Below are 17,184 nucleotides of genomic sequence, written 5' to 3'. Positions count from 1 at the left end.
AATCTGGATGTAGAACCCCACCTCTATCATGATGTCAGCCATTGTAAGGGCGCTGTCATCTTCTGGGCGGCACGCACCTTGGCCCCAATAAAGGAGGACCTCATGTCTTCCGACAGTCTTTTCAAGTCAATCGACCCTTTCAAGCCTATTGGAAAGCCGCGCCTCGGCCTGACACCAACGGCTTCACAAAGCGCTTGCCTGAAATCTCTCACGACAAAACCAGGTCTGCGCCGAAACGTCACTCGTTTTATGTTGGCTCCATCTGCGCACGGCATTCGCTTTGTCGCTCATGATGGCCTTTGATGAAAACAGTTTCAGCCTCGCTACGGAACGGCCGGATTTCAGCTCCCAGATTGCAGCTCACAGTCTATAGATGCGGCTCGCCTATTTCTTAAATTGCGCAACACGGTTCATGCCGTGCCTAACCCGCCGTGCCAGCTTGCTATCCTGTCATGCCCGTTCAAGGAAGCCAGATTAATGTTTACCAGAACCAAGACACGTATCGTGCATTTTGAATGTCCCTTCATCCTTCCGGGCCTTGAGGGTACGCAACCCGCCGGTGACTATCAGGTCAAGGATGACGAAGAACAGATTACCGGCATTTCCTGGCTCGCCTATCGGCGGGTGGCAACGCTGATCGAAATCACCAGGGGAGCGACAACCAGCCTTGTCGCCATCGACAATCTCGATCTGGACGCTGCCATGGAAAAGGATCGGACGACATCCGTCGCCGCAACTGGCCTCCCCGCAACGGGCCTCGCCGCAACTGGATAGCTGCGCCAAGTTCAAGAGGAACCAGAAAGACACTCACTGTTCACACCATCGCAGGCTCCCGGTCCAGGGACGAGCCGGCAGTCAACCCACCGGCGACGGCGTTCTGAAGGGAACCTCTGATGATCAAGACCAAGCGTATCGCATTTATCGGTAATTCGCTTCCAAGGCAGTGCGGGATCGCCACGTTCACCACCGACCTCAGCCACGCCATGTCCAATCCGTCAGAGGGTATAGAGACCAGCATCATCGCGATGACCGATGACAAGCTGAACTACGCCTATCCGGCCAATGTCGTCTTTGACATCCGCGATGGCGAGATTGAGGACTATGTGACCGCGGCCCGTATCCTGAACAATGGGGATTACCGGGCCGTCTCGTTGCAACACGAGTTCGGTATCTTCGGTGGCCCGGATGGCGCCTTCATTCTCACGCTGCTGTCACACCTGCGAATTCCCGTCATCACGACGTTCCACACCATCCTTGCCGAGCCGACACCATCCCAGAAACGGGTGTTGCAACAGGTAGCCGCCGCATCGAGCCGAGTGGTGGTCATGGCAGACAAGGGACGCGAGTTTCTCGAAAACGTCTATGGCGTGGACCCAGGCAAGATCGATGTCATTGCCCACGGTATTCCCGACAAAGCCTTCCATGACCCGGAGCTTGCCAAAGGCAAGATGGGCTATAGCGGTCGGCAGATCATTCTGACCTTTGGACTTCTTTCCCCCAACAAGGGCATCGAAGTGGTCATCGATGCCATGCCGGCCATTTTGAAGGTACAGCCCGACGCGCTGTATATCGTCCTTGGCGCGACGCATCCCACGCTGCTGCGCCGGGAGAAGGAAGCGTATCGCGACAGCCTGCGCATCCGGGCCGAACAGCTCGGCGTCGAACGATCCGTCGTCTTTCTCAACCAATTCGTCGATGTGCCGACACTCCTTGATTTCATCGCCATGTGCGATGTCTATGTCACGCCCTATCGTGACGAGGCGCAAATGACCTCTGGAACGCTCGCCTACAGTTTCGGCATGGGCAGCGCCGTGGTATCGACCCCTTATTGGCATGCCCGTGAGCTTCTAGACGACCATCGCGGCATCCTCGTCCCGTTCAGCGATGCGCAGGCGACTGGCGAGGCAATTGCACGATTGCTGGGTGACGACCAGGCACGTCAGGCGATGCGCCAGGCCGCCTATGCGACGGGCCGGTCGATGATCTGGCCACAGACTGCGTCGCTCTATCTTAAAAGCATCGAGACAGCGCGCGCCGCTTACCGACCGCGTCTGATCCGCGATCTCATAACGCAAAGCATGACCCGCCCGCAGCAAGGCACCAGCCTGAAACTCGGACATTTCAATGCCATGTGCGACGATACCGGCATTTTCCAACATGCGGTGTTCTCCGTGCCGGACCGTGCGCATGGCTACTGCGTGGATGACAATGCGCGCGCGCTGATCCTTGCGTGCCATCTGGCTGGCGCCGGAGAAACCGGCATCCATGACAGTAGAACCGCCTCTTTCGCGAGCTTTATCCAGCATGCCTGGAACCCCGACCTGAAACAGTTTCGCAACTTCATGAGCTTTGACCGCCGGTGGCTGGAAGACAAGGGCTCCGAAGACAGCCATGGCCGAACGCTCTGGTCGCTCGGCATCTGCGCCGCATCCGACAGCGACCGGCCGCGCCGCCGCTGGGCTGCGGCTCTGTTTGCCAAAGCAGCCCCTGTGGTCGAACATTTCCATTCGCCACGGGCCTGGGCCTTCACTCTGATCGGCCTCGATGCCTATTGCAGGGTCACGCCAGAGGACGCTATCGCAGCACAGCTGCGCACAGTGCTTGCTGAGCGTCTGATGAGGCTAGAACACCAGGTATCCACAGATGACCGGCATTGGTTTGAAGACGGGCTTTCCTATGAAAACGCCCGCATTCCGCAAGCCTTGATCGCCACAGGCATGGCAACCGGCTCGGACGAACTCATGGATACCGGCCTCAGAACGCTACGTTGGCTGATGCAGCAGCAGACGGCTTCCGGCGGCCAGTTCAGGCCGGTCGGCACCGATGGCTTTTTCGATGTGGGCGAAGCGCCCAAGCTCTTCGACCAGCAGCCGGTGGAAGCGACAGCCACAATTTCCGCCTGCCTTGCGGCCTATGACGCCACCCGCGACAAGTCATGGCTGGAGGCCGCCAATCGTACCTTTACCTGGTTTACCGGCAGCAACGATCACGGTGTTTCCCTTGTCGATCCGGAAACCGGCAGTTGCCGGGACGGACTGCATCCGGATCGCGCCAACGAAAACCGGGGAGCGGAATCCGTGCTCTGCTACTTGATCTCCTGCTTTGAAGTTGGCCGGGCATCCCGCCTGACGCATGTCGCGCCAAAGCTGGCGGAGCTCCAGCAGCTTTCTTAAGCACTCTTCCAGCGCCAATCAAAAAAGGATCAGCCTTGCCCAATTCAAGCCTCCTCAATCGGCAGGCCCTCTATCTCCGGCCCGATCCCACCCGTGTCATCGTCCGGCCATTCAAGCCATCGACGGAACCACGCCACCTGAACCCGCGTGACAAAAGCCGGGCCAATGAAATTGTCGACCGCGTCCTGTCACTCGATCCGACCGGAACCACAAACCAGCTGCGCGACATTCTCGACAATTTCGAAGGCCGGCATCGCAACCTGCTGCGACAGTTCGAGCTGCGGGCCGATGCGATGGAGGATGCTTTCTCCCAACATCAAAGCTTCAGCCAACAACAAAGACAATTGGTGGGCGCGTATTTCATGAACGAATATTCGTTCGAATCCGCTGCCCTCTTCAATCCGAGCATCGTTGCGCATCCCGACCAGACCGGTATGACGCAAGGATGCTGCCGGGTGATCATCAGCCTGCGGGCGGTTGGAGAAGGACATATTTCCTCGCTGACCTTCCGAACGGGCATGATCGATGCCGAGGGAGCCGTCACCATCGATCCGCCGGTTCGCCTTGCGGGTCTGCCGCACATCCATGCCAGTGATGGCCTGTCACCGGCAGGTTGCATCGGCATCAGCTTCGACAGTGAAAGCGATCTCAGCGAACGTGTGATCTTTCCGGTCACGGAAGCGCAATCGAACGGGATAGAGGACGCCCGGTTCGTGGCTTTCGATGACGACGGCAAGACCGTCTATTTTGCCACCTACACGGCCTATAGTGGCTCCTCGATCCGCTCGGAGCTTCTGGAAACCCAAGATTTCCTGAGTTTCACGCTGACCCCGCTGCGGGGTCCCGCCGCCCGCAACAAGGGCATGGCGCTTTTTCCTCGGCGCATCAACGGACGCTTTGCGATGATTGCCCGTCAGGACAGCGAAAACCTCTTCCTGCTGTATTCAGACGACCTGCATCACTGGGACGAGGGTCTTGTTCTGATGAAACCCGAATTCGCCTGGCAGTTCGTTCAGATCGGCAATTGCGGATCGCCCGTCGAAATTGACGAGGGATGGTTGCTCTTTACCCATGGAGTCGGCCCTATGCGCCGCTATTCGATTGGCGTCACCCTTCTCGACAAGGAGGACCCCAGCATCATCCTGGCGCGGACGGTCGAGCCTTTGTTGCAACCGGAACCAACCGAGCGTGAAGGCTATGTGCCCAATGTCGTCTATTCCTGCGGTGCCATGCGCCACGGCGATCTCATCGCCCTGCCCTATGCCGTGTCGGACACCTATTCAAACTTCAGCACCGTGCAGATCAGCGCGCTCTTGAGCTCAATGCACCCCGCCGGGCAGACGGGGTGACGATCACCACCATTTTCACCCTTTGACGGGCGTCAGACGCAACAGACGCCCCTCACTATCGTCTTCGATAACCCATACCGCGCCATCAGGGGCAACCGCGACATCGCGGATGCGCGCTTCCATATCGAAGCGATCCGCCTCTTCTGCACCGCCATGGCCGTCAAATGTCACCCTGATCAGGGCCATGGATGCAAGGCCACCAATTAGCGCCGAGCCACGCCATTGCGGAAACATCTGACCATTATAGATCGCAAGGCCAGCCGGAGCGATCACCGGGTTCCAATAAACAGCCGGAGCAATAAACTCCGGCCTGGTCGAGTGGCGCGGTATCCGTGTTCCACTGTAATTGTCGCCATTTGACACCAGCGGCCAGCCATAATTGCCATTTGCTTTTATCAGATTGAGTTCGTCGCCACCGCGCGGCCCCATTTCATGCAGCCATAGTTTTCCATCAAGCCCAAAGGCAAGACCATAGGGGTTGCGATGGCCGGTCGTGAAGGTTTGGGCTTTCACGCCGCCTTGATCCGCATGGGGATTATCCGCAGGCGTCGAGCCATCCAGATTGAGCCGCAGGAGTTTGCCGCGCGCCTGGTCGGGGTCCTGTGCCGTATCCGGGCGCATCCGGTCACCAACCGTCAGGTAAAGATGCGTACCATCAGGATCAAAAGCGATAATGCCGCCGGATTGCCCGCCGCCACCGGCTGGCGTCTGACGCCAGATCACCTTGATGTCTTCAAGTGATGCGCTTGTGCCGGATGTGGCCAATTGCGCGCGCGACAGAACGAGACTGCTGCCGGACGCTCCCGGTTCTGAATAGGTAAAATAGACCTCGCGGTTGTTTTGAAAGCCGGATGAAACGGCGATATCGAGAAGACCGTTCTGGCCTTCGGCGGCCACGGCGGGGACATTGGCAACCGGCGTTTTCCGCCCGTTCTTGAGGACGAGAAAGATCAGGCCCGGCTTTTCTGTCACCAGCATTCGACCATCCGGCAGAAAGGCAATCGCCCATGGGGTGTCGAAGCGTGCGACCTCTTTAGCCGTGAAGGGCTTGGTCGAGGACGCCGTATGATTGCCGGCATTTATGCTTTGTGCGTGAGCCGAGGTGACCCATGCAGCCCAGACGATCATCACAGATAGAAACTTCATCTCTCCTCCCTATACCAAGGCGAAGATGCCACCGCATCCTCGCCTTGACGGCATTGCCACTATCTCAGATGCCGCAGAGGCCTGAGATAGTGGCAAAAGAATACGAAATGCCATCTTTAATGACCCTTCGTATCATGTAGGAGGCTGTGATTGAGATTAAACCACACGGGTCCTAGTTTTCCGCGACGCATCGGTTTTCAATGCCCCCTAAGCCCTCCACCTCAACGCGGAGGACGTCACCGGGCTTCAGAAATGTCTGCGTCGCAATTCCGACGTTTGATGGTGTCCCTGTGATAATGACGTCGCCAGGCTCCAAGGTCATGACCGTCGATAAATAGGCGATCTGGTCATAGATGTCGTAAATCATGTCGCCTGTCGATGAGCGCTGGCGCTCCTGTCCATTCAACGACAAGGTCAACGTGAGGTCATGCGGATCGGCAATTTCGTCATCCGTGGTGATCCAGGGGCCGATGGGGCCATGGGTATCGAATGATTTGCCCAATGTGTAGGTGGGCGAACGGAATTGCCAGTCGCGGGCGGTCACATCGTTTGCGACAAGATAACCCGCGATCACGCTACGGGCATCTTCGCGGCTCACATGGCGGCAACGTTTACCGATCACGAAACCAAGTTCTGCCTCGTAATCCACCATTTTTGAAACGGCAGGCACGACGATGTCACCGTAAGGTCCGTTTATGCAACTGACCTGTTTATTGAACCACAATTGGCTTTCAGGGGTCTTGATACCCGCCGCCGCCGCTTCTTCGGCATGGGCCTGATAATTCATGCCGATGGCCATGAATTTTTGTGGATCGGCGATCGGCGCTTCCAGCCGCACATCTGCAAGCAGATAAGACGGCTCAGTGGCTGCTTCCAGCGCTGGCCTTAGTCTCGGATAGGCCTCCAAAAGCAGGCGCATCGAATGGCCATACTCTGGAACAACGGCAGTCAGATCGACGATCCGCTGATTGTCGACCTTGCCCAGACGGGTGACGCCGTCGATTGTGAATCTTGCCAATTTCATAAAAATATTCCCTGTCTAAGACGGATCGACTGCGCGCATTGAATTGACTGAAACCGCAATACCGGGGCCGGAAAAGGCCACCATCTGCACTTTCGTGATTTCAAGAATATCCAGATCGGCCATCCCATTGACGACATGGGCGCTGAGCGGCAATTGTTCGAATGTCGCCCGGTGCCACGCCACGCTGCCTTTTGCCGTCCAGCGTTTGAAATCGAAGCCATCGAAATTGATATTGCTGACCCTGCCATCGGTTCCAGGCGGTGCTGCTGCGGTGGTCACATAAGCAATATCGGCACCCTCGCGCCCACCGGGACTGGTGCGTGGCACATATTTATAATACATCGACGGACCATTATCCGCTCCGGGAAGTGCTGGCTCATTACCAGCTTCAACCAGGTCAGTCAGGGCGATATCGAAGAATTTGAAGCCCATCCAGGACGCAGAGCAGGCGGCGGTGCCTTCTTGCTTATCGTGATCGATTTCCGGAATGTCGGCAAACATCTTGGGAAAACCAAGCTCATCGCGCCCGGTCATGATAGCGTCAGGTGCGCCTTCCCACAGAACGGGGCAGAAGGTGCCTTCAAGCGTCTCTGTCTTGCCGCGATAGGTGACGGGAAAATCAACCACGACAATCCCGTAGCCACGGCCCGCAAGCCAGTAGAGATTCTTGAACCAGGCGCAGGATACCGTCACCAGAGGCTCGCCGCGCAGTTCCATGCCTGGCGGAAGCAATGCCTCGAGCTTTTCAGGCAACGTTCTGTAGGTAACGGCCATCCATTCGGCGTTCATCCGGCCTGTCTCGTCGGCCGCCCACATGCCGCCGCCGGGTTTTTGGCGCGGTCCAGGGGCTGGCCCGAAGGACAGTGGCATTCGATAACGAAATGCAGGATTTAATGTGAAACTCATTTTTTAAAACCTCTCCCAGCCAGCCAGACATGCTGGCATGGCCGATGAATACGATGCCTCGACCATGCTCACGCATCCTCGCCTGACAAATTCTAGCCTGACCAACTCTAGACGGTCGGATCGAAAGCGATGCCCGGGCGCAGGAACGACTGGGTGGGTGGCGTACCCCAGAGATTGAGCCAGCGTCCCGCCAATCCCTCCGAAATGTCCCAGCTGCGCGGTTCATAGGTTGCATCATTGTCGATACGATCGAGTTCGATGGAGTTCTCGACCAAGCATCCGTGCGGATCGGCATAATAGGTGAAGACATTGCCACCCGCCCCGTGACGGCCCGGACCCCAGACCAGAGCGCGCTCCTTGCCGGCAAGATTGTCGGCGATCGTCTGAAGATCCTGGAGCGAATGCAAGTCGAAGGCATAGTGATGCAATCCGCTTTCGCCCGGCCCCATGGCGATGGTGTGATGGTAGCCGTCTTCAGCACGATACCAGCGCAAGGCACCGTCTTCCGTCATATCCGACAGCTTCAGACCGAGAACTTTGACGCAGAAATCCCCGTAAACAGCGGTATCAGGCGCGAAGGAATTGATGTGCTCGATCCGGCGCGGACGGGCGCCCGGCGTAGAATAACTGTATTGGCGGGGCTGGCTGCGGGCGATTGGCGTATGGACTTCGAAAATCGTACCGCCGGGTGCCACCAGACGAACGGCACGCTCATAATGTTTGCCCAGAGGCCTATCCGACAATATCTCCAGCCCATCGGATTTTGCGCGGCGATAGACCTCGTCTACGGCATCCGCATTGACAGCCTCCAGTCCGCAGGCAACTGCCTTTCCGTCGCCCTTGATATAGGTAACTTCGTGGTGGCGGTCGTTGCTGGAAAGATAGACGGTCTCGCCGTCGACTTCCGTGATCCGCAGGCCGACGACATCGCAAAGATCCTGTGCCGCGCCCAAGGGATCCGGCGAGGAGATGATCACGTGGCCCATTTGTCTGATAAGATAGGTCATGGCTTTCTCCACTTACTGTAGCGATTGGACGGATGGACGGCTCTCTATCCGCTTGAGATAAGCTTGGATGTTCGGCCAGGCGGCCAGATCGATGGCTTGCAGCTTTGCCCATCCGAGAATGACGAACGCATAGGCATCCGCGATCGTAAATGTTGCCCCGGCGAGATAGTCGCTTAATCCCAGACGGCGATCGAGAGTACCGAAAACGCGCGGCAACAATGCCGTTTTGGTGATTTCGGCAAAGTCCGGTGGTGTGTTTGGCCGCATCAAGGGGGTGAAGGTCTTGTGCAATTCAGTTGCCACGTAATTGGTCCATTCCAGCACGCGGTAGCGGGCAAGATCGCCGGGCGGTGGCAAAAGGCCGCTTTGCGGGGCCTGATCGGCCAGATATTGCAGGATGATCGCGCCTTCTGTCAGCACGTCGCCATCGTCGAGCACAAGGGCCGGAACCTGGCCCTTCGGGTTGACCTGAAGATAGCTCGTTCCATCCGGAAGGGTCTTCTCCCTGAGATTAACCGGGATGGACGAGGCGGAAATACCGGTTTCCTGCAGAACGATGCGGGATGCGGTGGAGCAGGTGCCGGGCGTATGGTAGAGTTGCATTCTGTAATCCTGATGAATGGTGGTCGATGGTTACCGGTATGCTGCCTGCGATGACAGCACACCGCTTAAGCCGTCAGGGCTGTTTGGGGGGCGCGATCTTGTTCACGCCGCTCCAATGCTCCGCCAGACGCTCGTCTCGAAGCCGATAGGCATCGAAAACGAAGTAGTCATAGGTTTCGCCCGGCTTATCGGGGTCTGGCTGCGGCAGATAGGCGGCGACAACGACCATGTCGCCTTCCGCCACCATGAAAGCGGGAGGGATGCGCATCTCGGCTGGCTCGGGGACTGGTCCGTTTGGAAACACCGATTGCACAAACCGTTCCAAGCCTTCGCGACCGGTCGGAATATGGCGGCTGTGCTGCTTGTAATCCTCTGTGACGAAATCCTTGACGGCTGCCGGGTTCTGGCCATCGAACACCCGGCGGTAAAACTCCCGAACCAGATGCTTGTGGCGCTCAAGTTTCGCATGGTCATGGCTCTTCGTGTCGTGCATGACGTCGATCTCCTATTGATAAAGTGATTGTGAAAGTGCCGCCGGTTCAGATCGAACCAGGCTCAAGGCCCCTTGCGGGGGGAAAGACCGAGGCTGCCGCCCAGGTCGAAAGCCAATGCCGCGTAAATGACGACACCGTTCTTTTCTCTTCCGGTTGAGTAATCAGCCAGAATAGAATTGTTTGGATTGATGATATAGGCAGCGCCGATATCGAGAATCCCGTTGCCGAAAAAGCCTGTACTTGCATGCACGTCGACCATGAACGTGTCCTGCGGCTGTTTCTCGTTGACGCCAGAAAAAAACCGCCGGGCATTCTGTTCATACTGCGCACGCTCTTCACTCAAGCGGATGTAGTGAACGGAGGCGCCGACTGTTGCGAGCGGGTTTTCCTTCCAGAAGCCTGAATACTCGACACCGGCATAGGCCTCCCAGGGATAGGCCTGGCCATCGCCGAACGTATGGAACAAGCCACCATAGACGGCGAGGTTTTCGGGAATCGGGCTACCGGACGCTTCACTCCACACAACCTTGCGAACCTGCCCGTAAACGCCGCTCGTTCCACCGTCATGATTGACAATTTTGGTATTGGCCCCAAAGTTCGGGTTGCCCCAACCGCTATTGTAAAGTGCGTCTTCATAGGAGGTGGAACGGTGGTAAGCGCCAATCTCGTATTTCAAAGGATTGGCATTCTGCATGAAGGTTTCGTCATGGCTGATGTTGGCAATGGCGATATAGCCTTTGGCATCGCCGGTTCCCCAATCCCATCCATCACCATTCTGCCAATTGTCAGAATTGTCCTCGATGGCTCCAAATCCCAGCGTCGTGGTCTGATCGAGCCGATAGGCCAATCTCCCACCCCAGACAGACAGGGCCTCGCCTGGCATATTGAGGGTGATTGCCGGCGTTGAGGGGACGCAGCCAATGCCGCCGCAGAACCCCTTTTTCATGAAATCGCGATTGAGGCCCATCCGCCCCGCTTCAACGGTCAGCCGATCGTTGAAAAGGTCGCCTTCAATCGTGAAACGGGTCAGATCGGTGTCCGAATTCACGATCGGGACGGGGAAAAAGGCATTCGAAAGATCAAACAGGTAATTGTCGACATTGTAGGTAGGGGCGTTGATTGTCTCGACCAAATTGACCCGAAGATCAGGTGTCAGATGGCCGGTAACGCCGACAATAAACATGCCATAATTGGCTGATGAGCCACCCGCAGCCCCAAAAGACGGAGCATTCTGATAGAAATCGACAAAGTCGAGTTGAAGGTCGATACCGTTGTCATGCAGCGTTCTCCCCACACTGGCCAAGGGGCCGGAATAGACCGGAGCCGGTATGCTTCCCTCGCCAGGTGGTGTGTCGCTTGATGGCAGCGCCGTATCGGCTGCTGCGGCAGGCATCAAGGATGCAAGCAGCAAAGGCACTGCCAGCAGATTTAAAGTTCGCATTGTCACCCTCCCATTTTTATCGTTGGTTATTCCGCTGCGATTGGACTGCCGGAGACCTCCTCTTTGTTGCCCCGGTTTTGCGGTGGTGATGCTGCAAGAATGGCAAAGAACGCGACCACGCACAGGGTGATGATCGTGATAAACACCCATTGATATGTGCCGGTTTGATCGAAAACGGCCCCTGCCGACCCCGCGCCAATCGCCGCGCAGAGCGTCGATACCGGCATCATTGAACCCAGAATGGCGGAAAACGATGCCTTGCCAAAATAATTGCCCAGAAGAGCCATCAGGCAGACCTGCGAGGCACCGTAGCCAATGCCGGCAGGAAGCGCGTAGAGCAGAATGCCGGTAAAGCCGACGGGCTTGATCACCATGCAAAAGCCGAAAACAATCAATGCCATGCTTGCGGCCGAGATCAGCGATGGTGAAATACGATCGCCCAGAAAACCAGCGGTCATGTTGCCAATGAACGAGGCGACGATAATGACCGCAACGGCGTTAGCGGCTTCAGCAGGCGAATAGCCGATATCACGCAGATGCACCACGCCATGAGCCATCAGGAAGATCCAGGCGACTCCCGCGATGCTCATATAGGCCAGAATAAGCCAGTAAGCCTTCGTTCCCAATGCTTCACGGAGCGTCCAATGAACCGAACTCTTGAACACCTTGCTGTTTTCGCGTGTGAAGGATGGAGCAGGATTTCGGGAAATGTAATTTTCGACCCGCCGCTCATCGAGCGCTACATAGGCCGTTATCATCGCAATGAGCGCCGATCCGGCAATAAGCCACCAGGCTGTGCGCCAATCGCCTGATATCGCCATCAGTCTTTCAAGCGCCGGTGGAGAAAAGAATCCACCAATTTCGACTGCTGAAAATACGATGGAGACGGCCAAGGCCCGGCGGGCGTGAAACCATCTCGTTACGATTGTCTGGGCCGGCAGCATGCCGGCAATGCAGACGCCGGAACCGGCCAAAAGACCAAAAGCCACAGCATATTGCCAGCCATTATGCACGACAGTCGCCATGGCAACCGACCCAAGGAACAACACAAGGCATCCAAAAGCGACTGTTGACCGATAACCGAATTTGCGGATCAGCACCGCGACGACAGGGGCCTGAAAACCCATCATCATCACGAAAAGGCCAAAGCCCATACCGAAGACCGCTCGATCCATATTGAGATCGGTGATCATTCGGGCGTTGACGACGGCGGTACCGATACTTGGCACCGCCACCACCAGCAGCACGATTGCCCATAGCGCGCCCAACACCTTGGCAGCCTGAAAACTGTATTCAAAACCTTTATTTGCCCGAAAATTGCCAGGGGCATGCGTCTTATTCGACTGCATAAAAAATCCTCCTCTTGTTAACCGTCGACGGGCCGCCTCCACAGCCCGTCTACAGCTCAAATCAGTCGCGGGCTAAGCAGCGCGATCAGGCAATCCACCTGCAAACATCGAAAATGGCGCAAGCCCCATCATCCGCCGACCGAAAATCTCGGCCGTCGGCTCCAGCCTGACCGCCCCATGCAGCATTGCCACCCGGATATCGCGCACGAACCGTTGGAACGGATTGCTCTCATGGGCGGTTGCCGAGCCGATATTGAGTTGCAGAATGCTGACGGCATTGTCCAAGGTGTGCGCCGCGTAGACGTTTTCCATCATCGTGGCCTGTTCCAGCTCTTCCGAGACCTCGCGTCCTTCCGTTGCGTGGCGATCCAGAAGATCGGCGGCGCAAAGGGCGGTGGTTTCCGCCATCTTGATCATCGCATAGGCTTTTGCAGCACAGACCTGCGTCGATGCCATTTCGGCAACACGAGGATAAGGCAGATTGAAGGGCTGCTGCTTTCTCGCCATATCGATGTAGGATTCCAGCGCACCGCGGGCCATCCCCAGCACAATCGCCATATGGGTGAGATTGGTCATGATCATCAGACCACGGCCATCGAACTTGCTGGCAAAGCCCTGGAACCGCTTGCGGGTCCCATCCATACGAATTGGGAAATCGGCCATGTCCATAAAACGGTGATCGGGGACGAACTGCTCTTCGGTCACCGTCAGGCTGTTGGAGGACGTAGCCTTCATGCCCATAACATGCCAATTGTCGATGATCTTGACCTGTTCGGCCTTCAAAACCGCCATGGCGCGGCCCATATGGCCCGGTGCAACCTCATAATCGACGCCAACGGCAATCCATTTGGCATGTTTGCAACCGCTACCGAAATGCCACGAACCGCTGACCATCCAGCCGCCCTCGACCCGCCGTGCAGAACCGACCTTGGTGGCAAAAATAGATGCACCGGCGGCCAGTGGGCCAACCCAATCGCGCCCATCCGCAAAGATTTCATTCACAGCCTGATCGGGAAACGCCAGGATATTGCGAAGGCCACCGGCGACAAATGCCATCCAACCCGCTGCGCCATCGCCTCTACCGAATTCGGTAACGATTTCGACCACATCGCGCGCTCCAAGCGCATGCCCGCCAAAATCCGTTGGCAATGTAAGCTTGAACGCACCAATATCGCTGAGGGCTTTCAAGCTTTCAGGTGCCAGGGCACCCAATTCCTCTCCTTCTTGGGCGTGCTTACGCAATAGCGGCACCAATGCCGCAGCCTTGGCTCGGATCTCACGGCCAACCTCGGTGCTATAAGGAGAGATGGGGGGATTGGGCAGTACATAGTCAAACTGCTTTGCATTCATTTCCATGGGATTTCCTCACTTTAAAATAGGAATTTTCGAATGCATACGGACATGGCGCTGACGTAATCGCGCCATCCACACCATCGTATGCCTGTTGCTTTTTGAGCGAATGTCTCCGATCACGACGATTGCCGATTTCGGCTCGATACACTGAAGCCTATTGTTTCGCTTGTCTTTTCAGGAAAATTAGGCTGCACTTTTCCTGAAGAAAATCTAGGCGGCCGGTCTTGGCTCGCAGATATGAAAGCGCCGATTAAACCATGCGACCGGCGTCGTATCACGCTCTACCGTTGATACGTCGACAACGCGACCGATCAACAATTGATGATCCCCTGCCGGCTCAGCCCGCTCAAGAGCACAGTGAAAACACGTGTCGAATTCACTCAGAATCGGCACGCCGGTGGGCGATAATTTAAAATCGATATCGTTGAATTTATCTGCGCGGCTGGACGCAAAACGCATGGCGATATCCTGCTGCGGCTCGGCAACGACATGAACCGCGAAATGCCCATGATTGAGGATAGCGGAAAGCGTTGTGGAACTGTGCGCCAGACCGAGCATGACAAGAGGAGGCGTGAATGACAAAGAGGTGAAACTGCTCACAGTTGCACCGACCATTTCACCACCACAACTCTTGCTCGTCACAATGACGACGCCAGATGGAAGCTGGCCAAACGCGATCTTCAAATTATCAATATCAGGAAAATTTGCTGCTGATCCCTCCTCCGGATCATGCAGCTTCGCCGAACTCGAAACCATCGAATATCTCCTCCATATTCCTTAGAAGTATCTTAGCACTAAGATAACTTTCGTCAATTGAAAATGTTTGGAGGGGTCGCGTTCTTATGGCGCATTGCGTGAAGCGCCCGAAAACATTAAGAAGTTTAGGACGTCAGAAAATGACGTGTTTTAGCCATGAGATAAAAGTGAAGCGCAATGCCACAAGCCGAAGGATTGTTTTCGGACCTTATTAGTCAGTGGGAAGAGGATTTCCCGGGTGAAGACAGCAGTCCCATTGCGATTGCCATGAGGCTTCGGCATCTTTACCTCCTGGACCAGGCCTCCCTGGAGGAGGTGCTGGTCGCATTCGATATCGGCATCGGCGAAGTCGATGTTCTCACCCATCTTCGGCATCAATCCCCACCCTACCGTTTGCGGCCAAGCGATCTTGCCGAACTTTGCATGGTCACAACAGGGGCTATAACAGGCCGTATCACCAGATTGGAAGACAAAGGGTTCGTCGAGCGCGTCCCGTCTCTGTCAGACAAACGCACGGTCTATGTGCAAATGACCGAAAGCGGTGAAAAGCTGTTGCGAGAGACCCGGGTTCAGGTGGCCAGGTCCTCGCATTTTCTGGACGGCATTCGCAGCCTTTCCGCGCCTGAACGCGCCCGCTTGGACCGGCTTCTTGCCAAATTGATCCAGGTTCTGTGAGGCCCATCCTGTCAGAATGGGCGGCAAACCAAAGCTCGGAGCTATCAACGCATCTTCACGCCTTGAATAGCAGGCATCAATGCAGCCGGAAATCCGATTAGGATGGCAGTATCCTGAAGTCGGCACCCTCAGGCAGAAGTTGTCCCCCATCGACAACGATGGTCGTGCCGGTCACATAGCTCGCGTCATCAGAGGCGAGGAACAGGAAGGCATTGGCCACATCCCGAGGTGACCCCAGACGCGCGAGCGGAATTGCATCCTCCATATTCTTTATGAAGGCGGCGCTTCGATGCAGCTGGATGGCCTCTGTCATGATGTTGCCCGGTTCGACGCCGTTGACATTGATGCCATAGGACGAGAACTCCAGCGCCGCCGAGCGAATGAACCCGTTGATACCAGCCTTGCTTGCCGCATAATGGCCATGGCCCGGACTGGTGACATGCGGACCGGTGATCGATGAGGTAAAGAGAATGCGCCCCGACCCTTGCGTCTTCATCGGCGCAAGTGCCGCCCGCGCGGCATTGAAACAGCCCCGTAGATTGACCGCCATGACCTGATCCCAATCATCCGGACTGGTATGTTCGATCAATTGCCAGGGATAGATGCCGGCATTCTGTACGATGATATCGAGCCGGCCATGGCGTTCAACAGTGAATTCCACGGCGGCAATCGCGTCTTCCATCTTGGCGATATCGGTGCGGATAAAATCGATGCCGAGTTCGTCAGCTGCTGCCTTGCCTTCTTCCGCATTGAAATCGGCGAGCACGAGTTTCGCGCCCTCCTCTTTGAAGCGCAAGGCAATCGCCTTGCCGATACCACGCGATGCACCGATCACCAGTGCAACCTTGTCTTTCAATCTGTCTGTCATGCGAGCCTCTGGCGGAGCCTTTGTTTGAACGTATCGAGAAGAACGGCTGCGAGCACCAGGAAACCATGAATGACCTGGGTGAAGTTTGCCGGCAGCCCCATCAGGTTGATGGCTGTATTGATGGAAGAGAGCAGCAGCACCCCGGCATAGACGCCCGGCAGAGCGCCGACCCCGCCCTTCAGGCTGACACCGCCGATCACCACCGCTGCAAAGGCATTGAACAGCAGGCCGACACCGAGATTGGCCGTGGCGCCCGATGTGCGAACCGCCAGCAGCCAGCCTGCAAGCCCGGCGATGGCGCCTGCCATGACGAAGGCGATGATCAGATTGCGGGTGACGCGAATGCCAGCCCGAAAGGTTGCCGTCTCATTGCCGCCGATCATCACCAGATGGCGGCCAAATGGCGTCTTTGCCATCATCACTGAGAAGATCAGAAAGCAGGCAATAGCGATCCAGGCCGTCATGGGGATGCCGAGAAAGCGCTCGATGGCGAACCAGCGGATGGCGGGGGCCAGATCCTGGGCCGAACGTCCGCCGGAAACCGCCAGCACAATACCGCGCACCCAGATGAAGGAGGCGAGCGTGATGATGAAAGCGCTCATCTTCAGTTTGACGACGAGAACGCCGTTGATAAGGCCGATCAATCCGCCGATGGCGCAGGCCACGAACAGCGAGACCGGAATCATCAGCCATTCGGGCGAAAGCTTGATACCAAGCCCGATGCCCGCAGAGCAGAACAGAATGCCGACCGCCATGGCCGACAGAGCTGCGACCGACTCGACGGACAGATCCATATGGCCGGTGATGATCACCAGGGCGAGACCAATCGACATCACGCCCAATACGCTCGATACTTCGATGATATTGGTGAAGATACCGATCTGGAAATAGTTTGGGATCAGCGCCGAGAACATTGCCAGCACGAGGATGAGCATGAACCAGACGAGATTGTCGAGGACGAATTCAAGAGTTTTGCGGGTATGAGGCGTCATGCGGCAAATCCGGATTGGAGAAGGGGAATCCGGGGCCATCCGGCCCCG

17 protein-coding genes are annotated in these 17,184 nt (G+C 56.6%); 5 read left to right on the top strand and 12 right to left on the bottom strand.

What is annotated here, in order from left to right:
• The first annotated feature begins 102 nt into the window (after window positions 1–102).
• The 4 genes from ASB66_RS26010 to ASB66_RS02300 all read left to right on the top strand — a co-directional run bounded on the left by ASB66_RS26010 (window position 103) and on the right by ASB66_RS02300 (window position 4,522).
• Entirely contained in the window at window positions 103–303 is a 201-nt protein-coding gene (locus ASB66_RS26010) for a hypothetical protein (RefSeq protein WP_147274003.1), read from the top strand.
• 174 nt (window positions 304–477) lie between these two features.
• Entirely contained in the window at window positions 478–774 is a 297-nt protein-coding gene (locus ASB66_RS02310; protein ID WP_060717235.1) for a hypothetical protein, read from the top strand.
• A gap of 119 nt (window positions 775–893) precedes the next feature.
• Entirely contained in the window at window positions 894–3,173 is a 2,280-nt protein-coding gene (locus tag ASB66_RS02305) for a glycosyltransferase family 4 protein (protein ID WP_060717234.1), read from the top strand.
• Between the two features lie 35 nt (window positions 3,174–3,208).
• The gene (locus ASB66_RS02300) at window positions 3,209–4,522 is read left to right on the top strand and encodes a glycoside hydrolase family 130 protein (RefSeq protein ID WP_060717233.1); all 1,314 of its coding nucleotides are present in this window, start codon (window positions 3,209–3,211) and stop codon (window positions 4,520–4,522) included.
• 15 nt (window positions 4,523–4,537) lie between these two features.
• Here the strand turns inward: ASB66_RS02300 and ASB66_RS02295 are convergent, their stop codons facing one another.
• The 10 genes from ASB66_RS02295 to ASB66_RS02250 form a co-directional block, all read right to left on the bottom strand.
• A complete protein-coding gene (locus tag ASB66_RS02295; protein ID WP_060717232.1) occupies window positions 4,538–5,668 on the bottom strand; it encodes a PQQ-dependent sugar dehydrogenase in 1,131 nt (376 codons plus the stop codon).
• Window positions 5,669–5,840: 172 nt separating this feature from the next.
• Complete coding sequence (locus ASB66_RS02290) at window positions 5,841–6,692, bottom strand: fumarylacetoacetate hydrolase family protein (protein ID WP_060717231.1); 852 nt, start codon at window positions 6,690–6,692, stop codon at window positions 5,841–5,843.
• Between the two features lie 15 nt (window positions 6,693–6,707).
• Window positions 6,708–7,598: an acetoacetate decarboxylase family protein gene (locus ASB66_RS02285; protein WP_060717230.1), complete on the bottom strand. Its 891-nt coding sequence runs from the start codon at window positions 7,596–7,598 to the stop codon at window positions 6,708–6,710.
• Between the two features lie 107 nt (window positions 7,599–7,705).
• Entirely contained in the window at window positions 7,706–8,605 is a 900-nt protein-coding gene (locus ASB66_RS02280) for a VOC family protein (protein ID WP_060717229.1), read from the bottom strand.
• 12 nt (window positions 8,606–8,617) lie between these two features.
• On the bottom strand, window positions 8,618–9,208 hold the full coding sequence (gene gstA, locus ASB66_RS02275) for a glutathione transferase GstA (protein ID WP_060717228.1): 591 nt from the start codon (window positions 9,206–9,208) through the stop codon (window positions 8,618–8,620).
• A gap of 73 nt (window positions 9,209–9,281) precedes the next feature.
• Window positions 9,282–9,701 carry a nuclear transport factor 2 family protein gene (locus ASB66_RS02270; protein ID WP_060717227.1) on the bottom strand — a complete coding sequence of 140 codons (420 nt, stop codon included), beginning with the start codon at window positions 9,699–9,701 and terminating at the stop codon, window positions 9,282–9,284.
• A gap of 62 nt (window positions 9,702–9,763) precedes the next feature.
• A complete protein-coding gene (locus ASB66_RS02265) occupies window positions 9,764–11,143 on the bottom strand; it encodes a carbohydrate porin (RefSeq protein ID WP_060717226.1) in 1,380 nt (459 codons plus the stop codon).
• Window positions 11,144–11,169: 26 nt separating this feature from the next.
• Entirely contained in the window at window positions 11,170–12,492 is a 1,323-nt protein-coding gene (locus ASB66_RS02260) for an MFS transporter (RefSeq protein WP_060717225.1), read from the bottom strand.
• 72 nt (window positions 12,493–12,564) lie between these two features.
• Entirely contained in the window at window positions 12,565–13,848 is a 1,284-nt protein-coding gene (locus tag ASB66_RS02255) for an acyl-CoA dehydrogenase family protein (protein WP_060717224.1), read from the bottom strand.
• A 207-nt stretch (window positions 13,849–14,055) separates the two neighbouring features.
• Window positions 14,056–14,601 (bottom strand): flavin reductase family protein, encoded by a 546-nt coding sequence (locus tag ASB66_RS02250; protein ID WP_060717223.1) that lies wholly within the window; start codon window positions 14,599–14,601, stop codon window positions 14,056–14,058.
• A gap of 177 nt (window positions 14,602–14,778) precedes the next feature.
• On the opposite strand from ASB66_RS02250, the gene ASB66_RS02245 reads away from it, so the two are divergent.
• Window positions 14,779–15,276, top strand: a complete 498-nt coding sequence (locus ASB66_RS02245) for a MarR family winged helix-turn-helix transcriptional regulator (protein ID WP_060717222.1) — start codon at window positions 14,779–14,781, stop codon at window positions 15,274–15,276.
• A 97-nt stretch (window positions 15,277–15,373) separates the two neighbouring features.
• Here ASB66_RS02245 and ASB66_RS02240 read toward each other — a convergent pair whose 3' ends face one another.
• Together ASB66_RS02240 and ASB66_RS02235 are read right to left on the bottom strand one after the other, a co-directional pair.
• Window positions 15,374–16,144, bottom strand: coding sequence for an SDR family NAD(P)-dependent oxidoreductase (locus tag ASB66_RS02240; RefSeq protein ID WP_060717221.1), 771 nt, complete (start codon window positions 16,142–16,144; stop codon window positions 15,374–15,376).
• Window positions 16,141–17,136, bottom strand: a complete 996-nt coding sequence (locus ASB66_RS02235; RefSeq protein WP_060717220.1) for an ABC transporter permease — start codon at window positions 17,134–17,136, stop codon at window positions 16,141–16,143. The genes ASB66_RS02240 and ASB66_RS02235 overlap by 4 nt, the downstream gene beginning before the upstream one ends.
• Window positions 17,137–17,184 lie beyond the last annotated feature (48 nt).

The organism is Gillisella vitis (assembly GCF_001541345.2).
GTDB lineage: Bacteria > Pseudomonadota > Alphaproteobacteria > Rhizobiales > Rhizobiaceae > Allorhizobium > Allorhizobium vitis.
Note: the sequence above shows the minus strand (reverse complement) of the source record. Positions and strands in the feature narration are given on the sequence as shown.

Excerpts from the sequence above, each read along its gene's own strand:
- ASB66_RS26010 (WP_147274003.1), top strand. The coding sequence starts at position 103 with ATGTCTTCCGACAGTCTTTTCAAGTCAATCGACCCTTTCAAGCCTATT.
- ASB66_RS02310 (WP_060717235.1), top strand. The coding sequence starts at position 478 with ATGTTTACCAGAACCAAGACACGTATCGTGCATTTTGAATGTCCCTTC.
- ASB66_RS02305 (WP_060717234.1), top strand. The coding sequence starts at position 894 with ATGATCAAGACCAAGCGTATCGCATTTATCGGTAATTCGCTTCCAAGG.
- ASB66_RS02295 (WP_060717232.1), bottom strand. The coding sequence starts at position 5,668 with ATGAAGTTTCTATCTGTGATGATCGTCTGGGCTGCATGGGTCACCTCG.
- ASB66_RS02290 (WP_060717231.1), bottom strand. The coding sequence starts at position 6,692 with ATGAAATTGGCAAGATTCACAATCGACGGCGTCACCCGTCTGGGCAAG.
- ASB66_RS02285 (WP_060717230.1), bottom strand. The coding sequence starts at position 7,598 with ATGAGTTTCACATTAAATCCTGCATTTCGTTATCGAATGCCACTGTCC.
- ASB66_RS02280 (WP_060717229.1), bottom strand. The coding sequence starts at position 8,605 with ATGACCTATCTTATCAGACAAATGGGCCACGTGATCATCTCCTCGCCG.
- gstA (WP_060717228.1), bottom strand. The coding sequence starts at position 9,208 with ATGCAACTCTACCATACGCCCGGCACCTGCTCCACCGCATCCCGCATC.
- ASB66_RS02270 (WP_060717227.1), bottom strand. The coding sequence starts at position 9,701 with ATGCACGACACGAAGAGCCATGACCATGCGAAACTTGAGCGCCACAAG.
- ASB66_RS02265 (WP_060717226.1), bottom strand. The coding sequence starts at position 11,143 with ATGCGAACTTTAAATCTGCTGGCAGTGCCTTTGCTGCTTGCATCCTTG.
- ASB66_RS02260 (WP_060717225.1), bottom strand. The coding sequence starts at position 12,492 with ATGCAGTCGAATAAGACGCATGCCCCTGGCAATTTTCGGGCAAATAAA.
- ASB66_RS02255 (WP_060717224.1), bottom strand. The coding sequence starts at position 13,848 with ATGGAAATGAATGCAAAGCAGTTTGACTATGTACTGCCCAATCCCCCC.
- ASB66_RS02250 (WP_060717223.1), bottom strand. The coding sequence starts at position 14,601 with ATGGTTTCGAGTTCGGCGAAGCTGCATGATCCGGAGGAGGGATCAGCA.
- ASB66_RS02245 (WP_060717222.1), top strand. The coding sequence starts at position 14,779 with ATGCCACAAGCCGAAGGATTGTTTTCGGACCTTATTAGTCAGTGGGAA.
- ASB66_RS02240 (WP_060717221.1), bottom strand. The coding sequence starts at position 16,144 with ATGACAGACAGATTGAAAGACAAGGTTGCACTGGTGATCGGTGCATCG.
- ASB66_RS02235 (WP_060717220.1), bottom strand. The coding sequence starts at position 17,136 with ATGACGCCTCATACCCGCAAAACTCTTGAATTCGTCCTCGACAATCTC.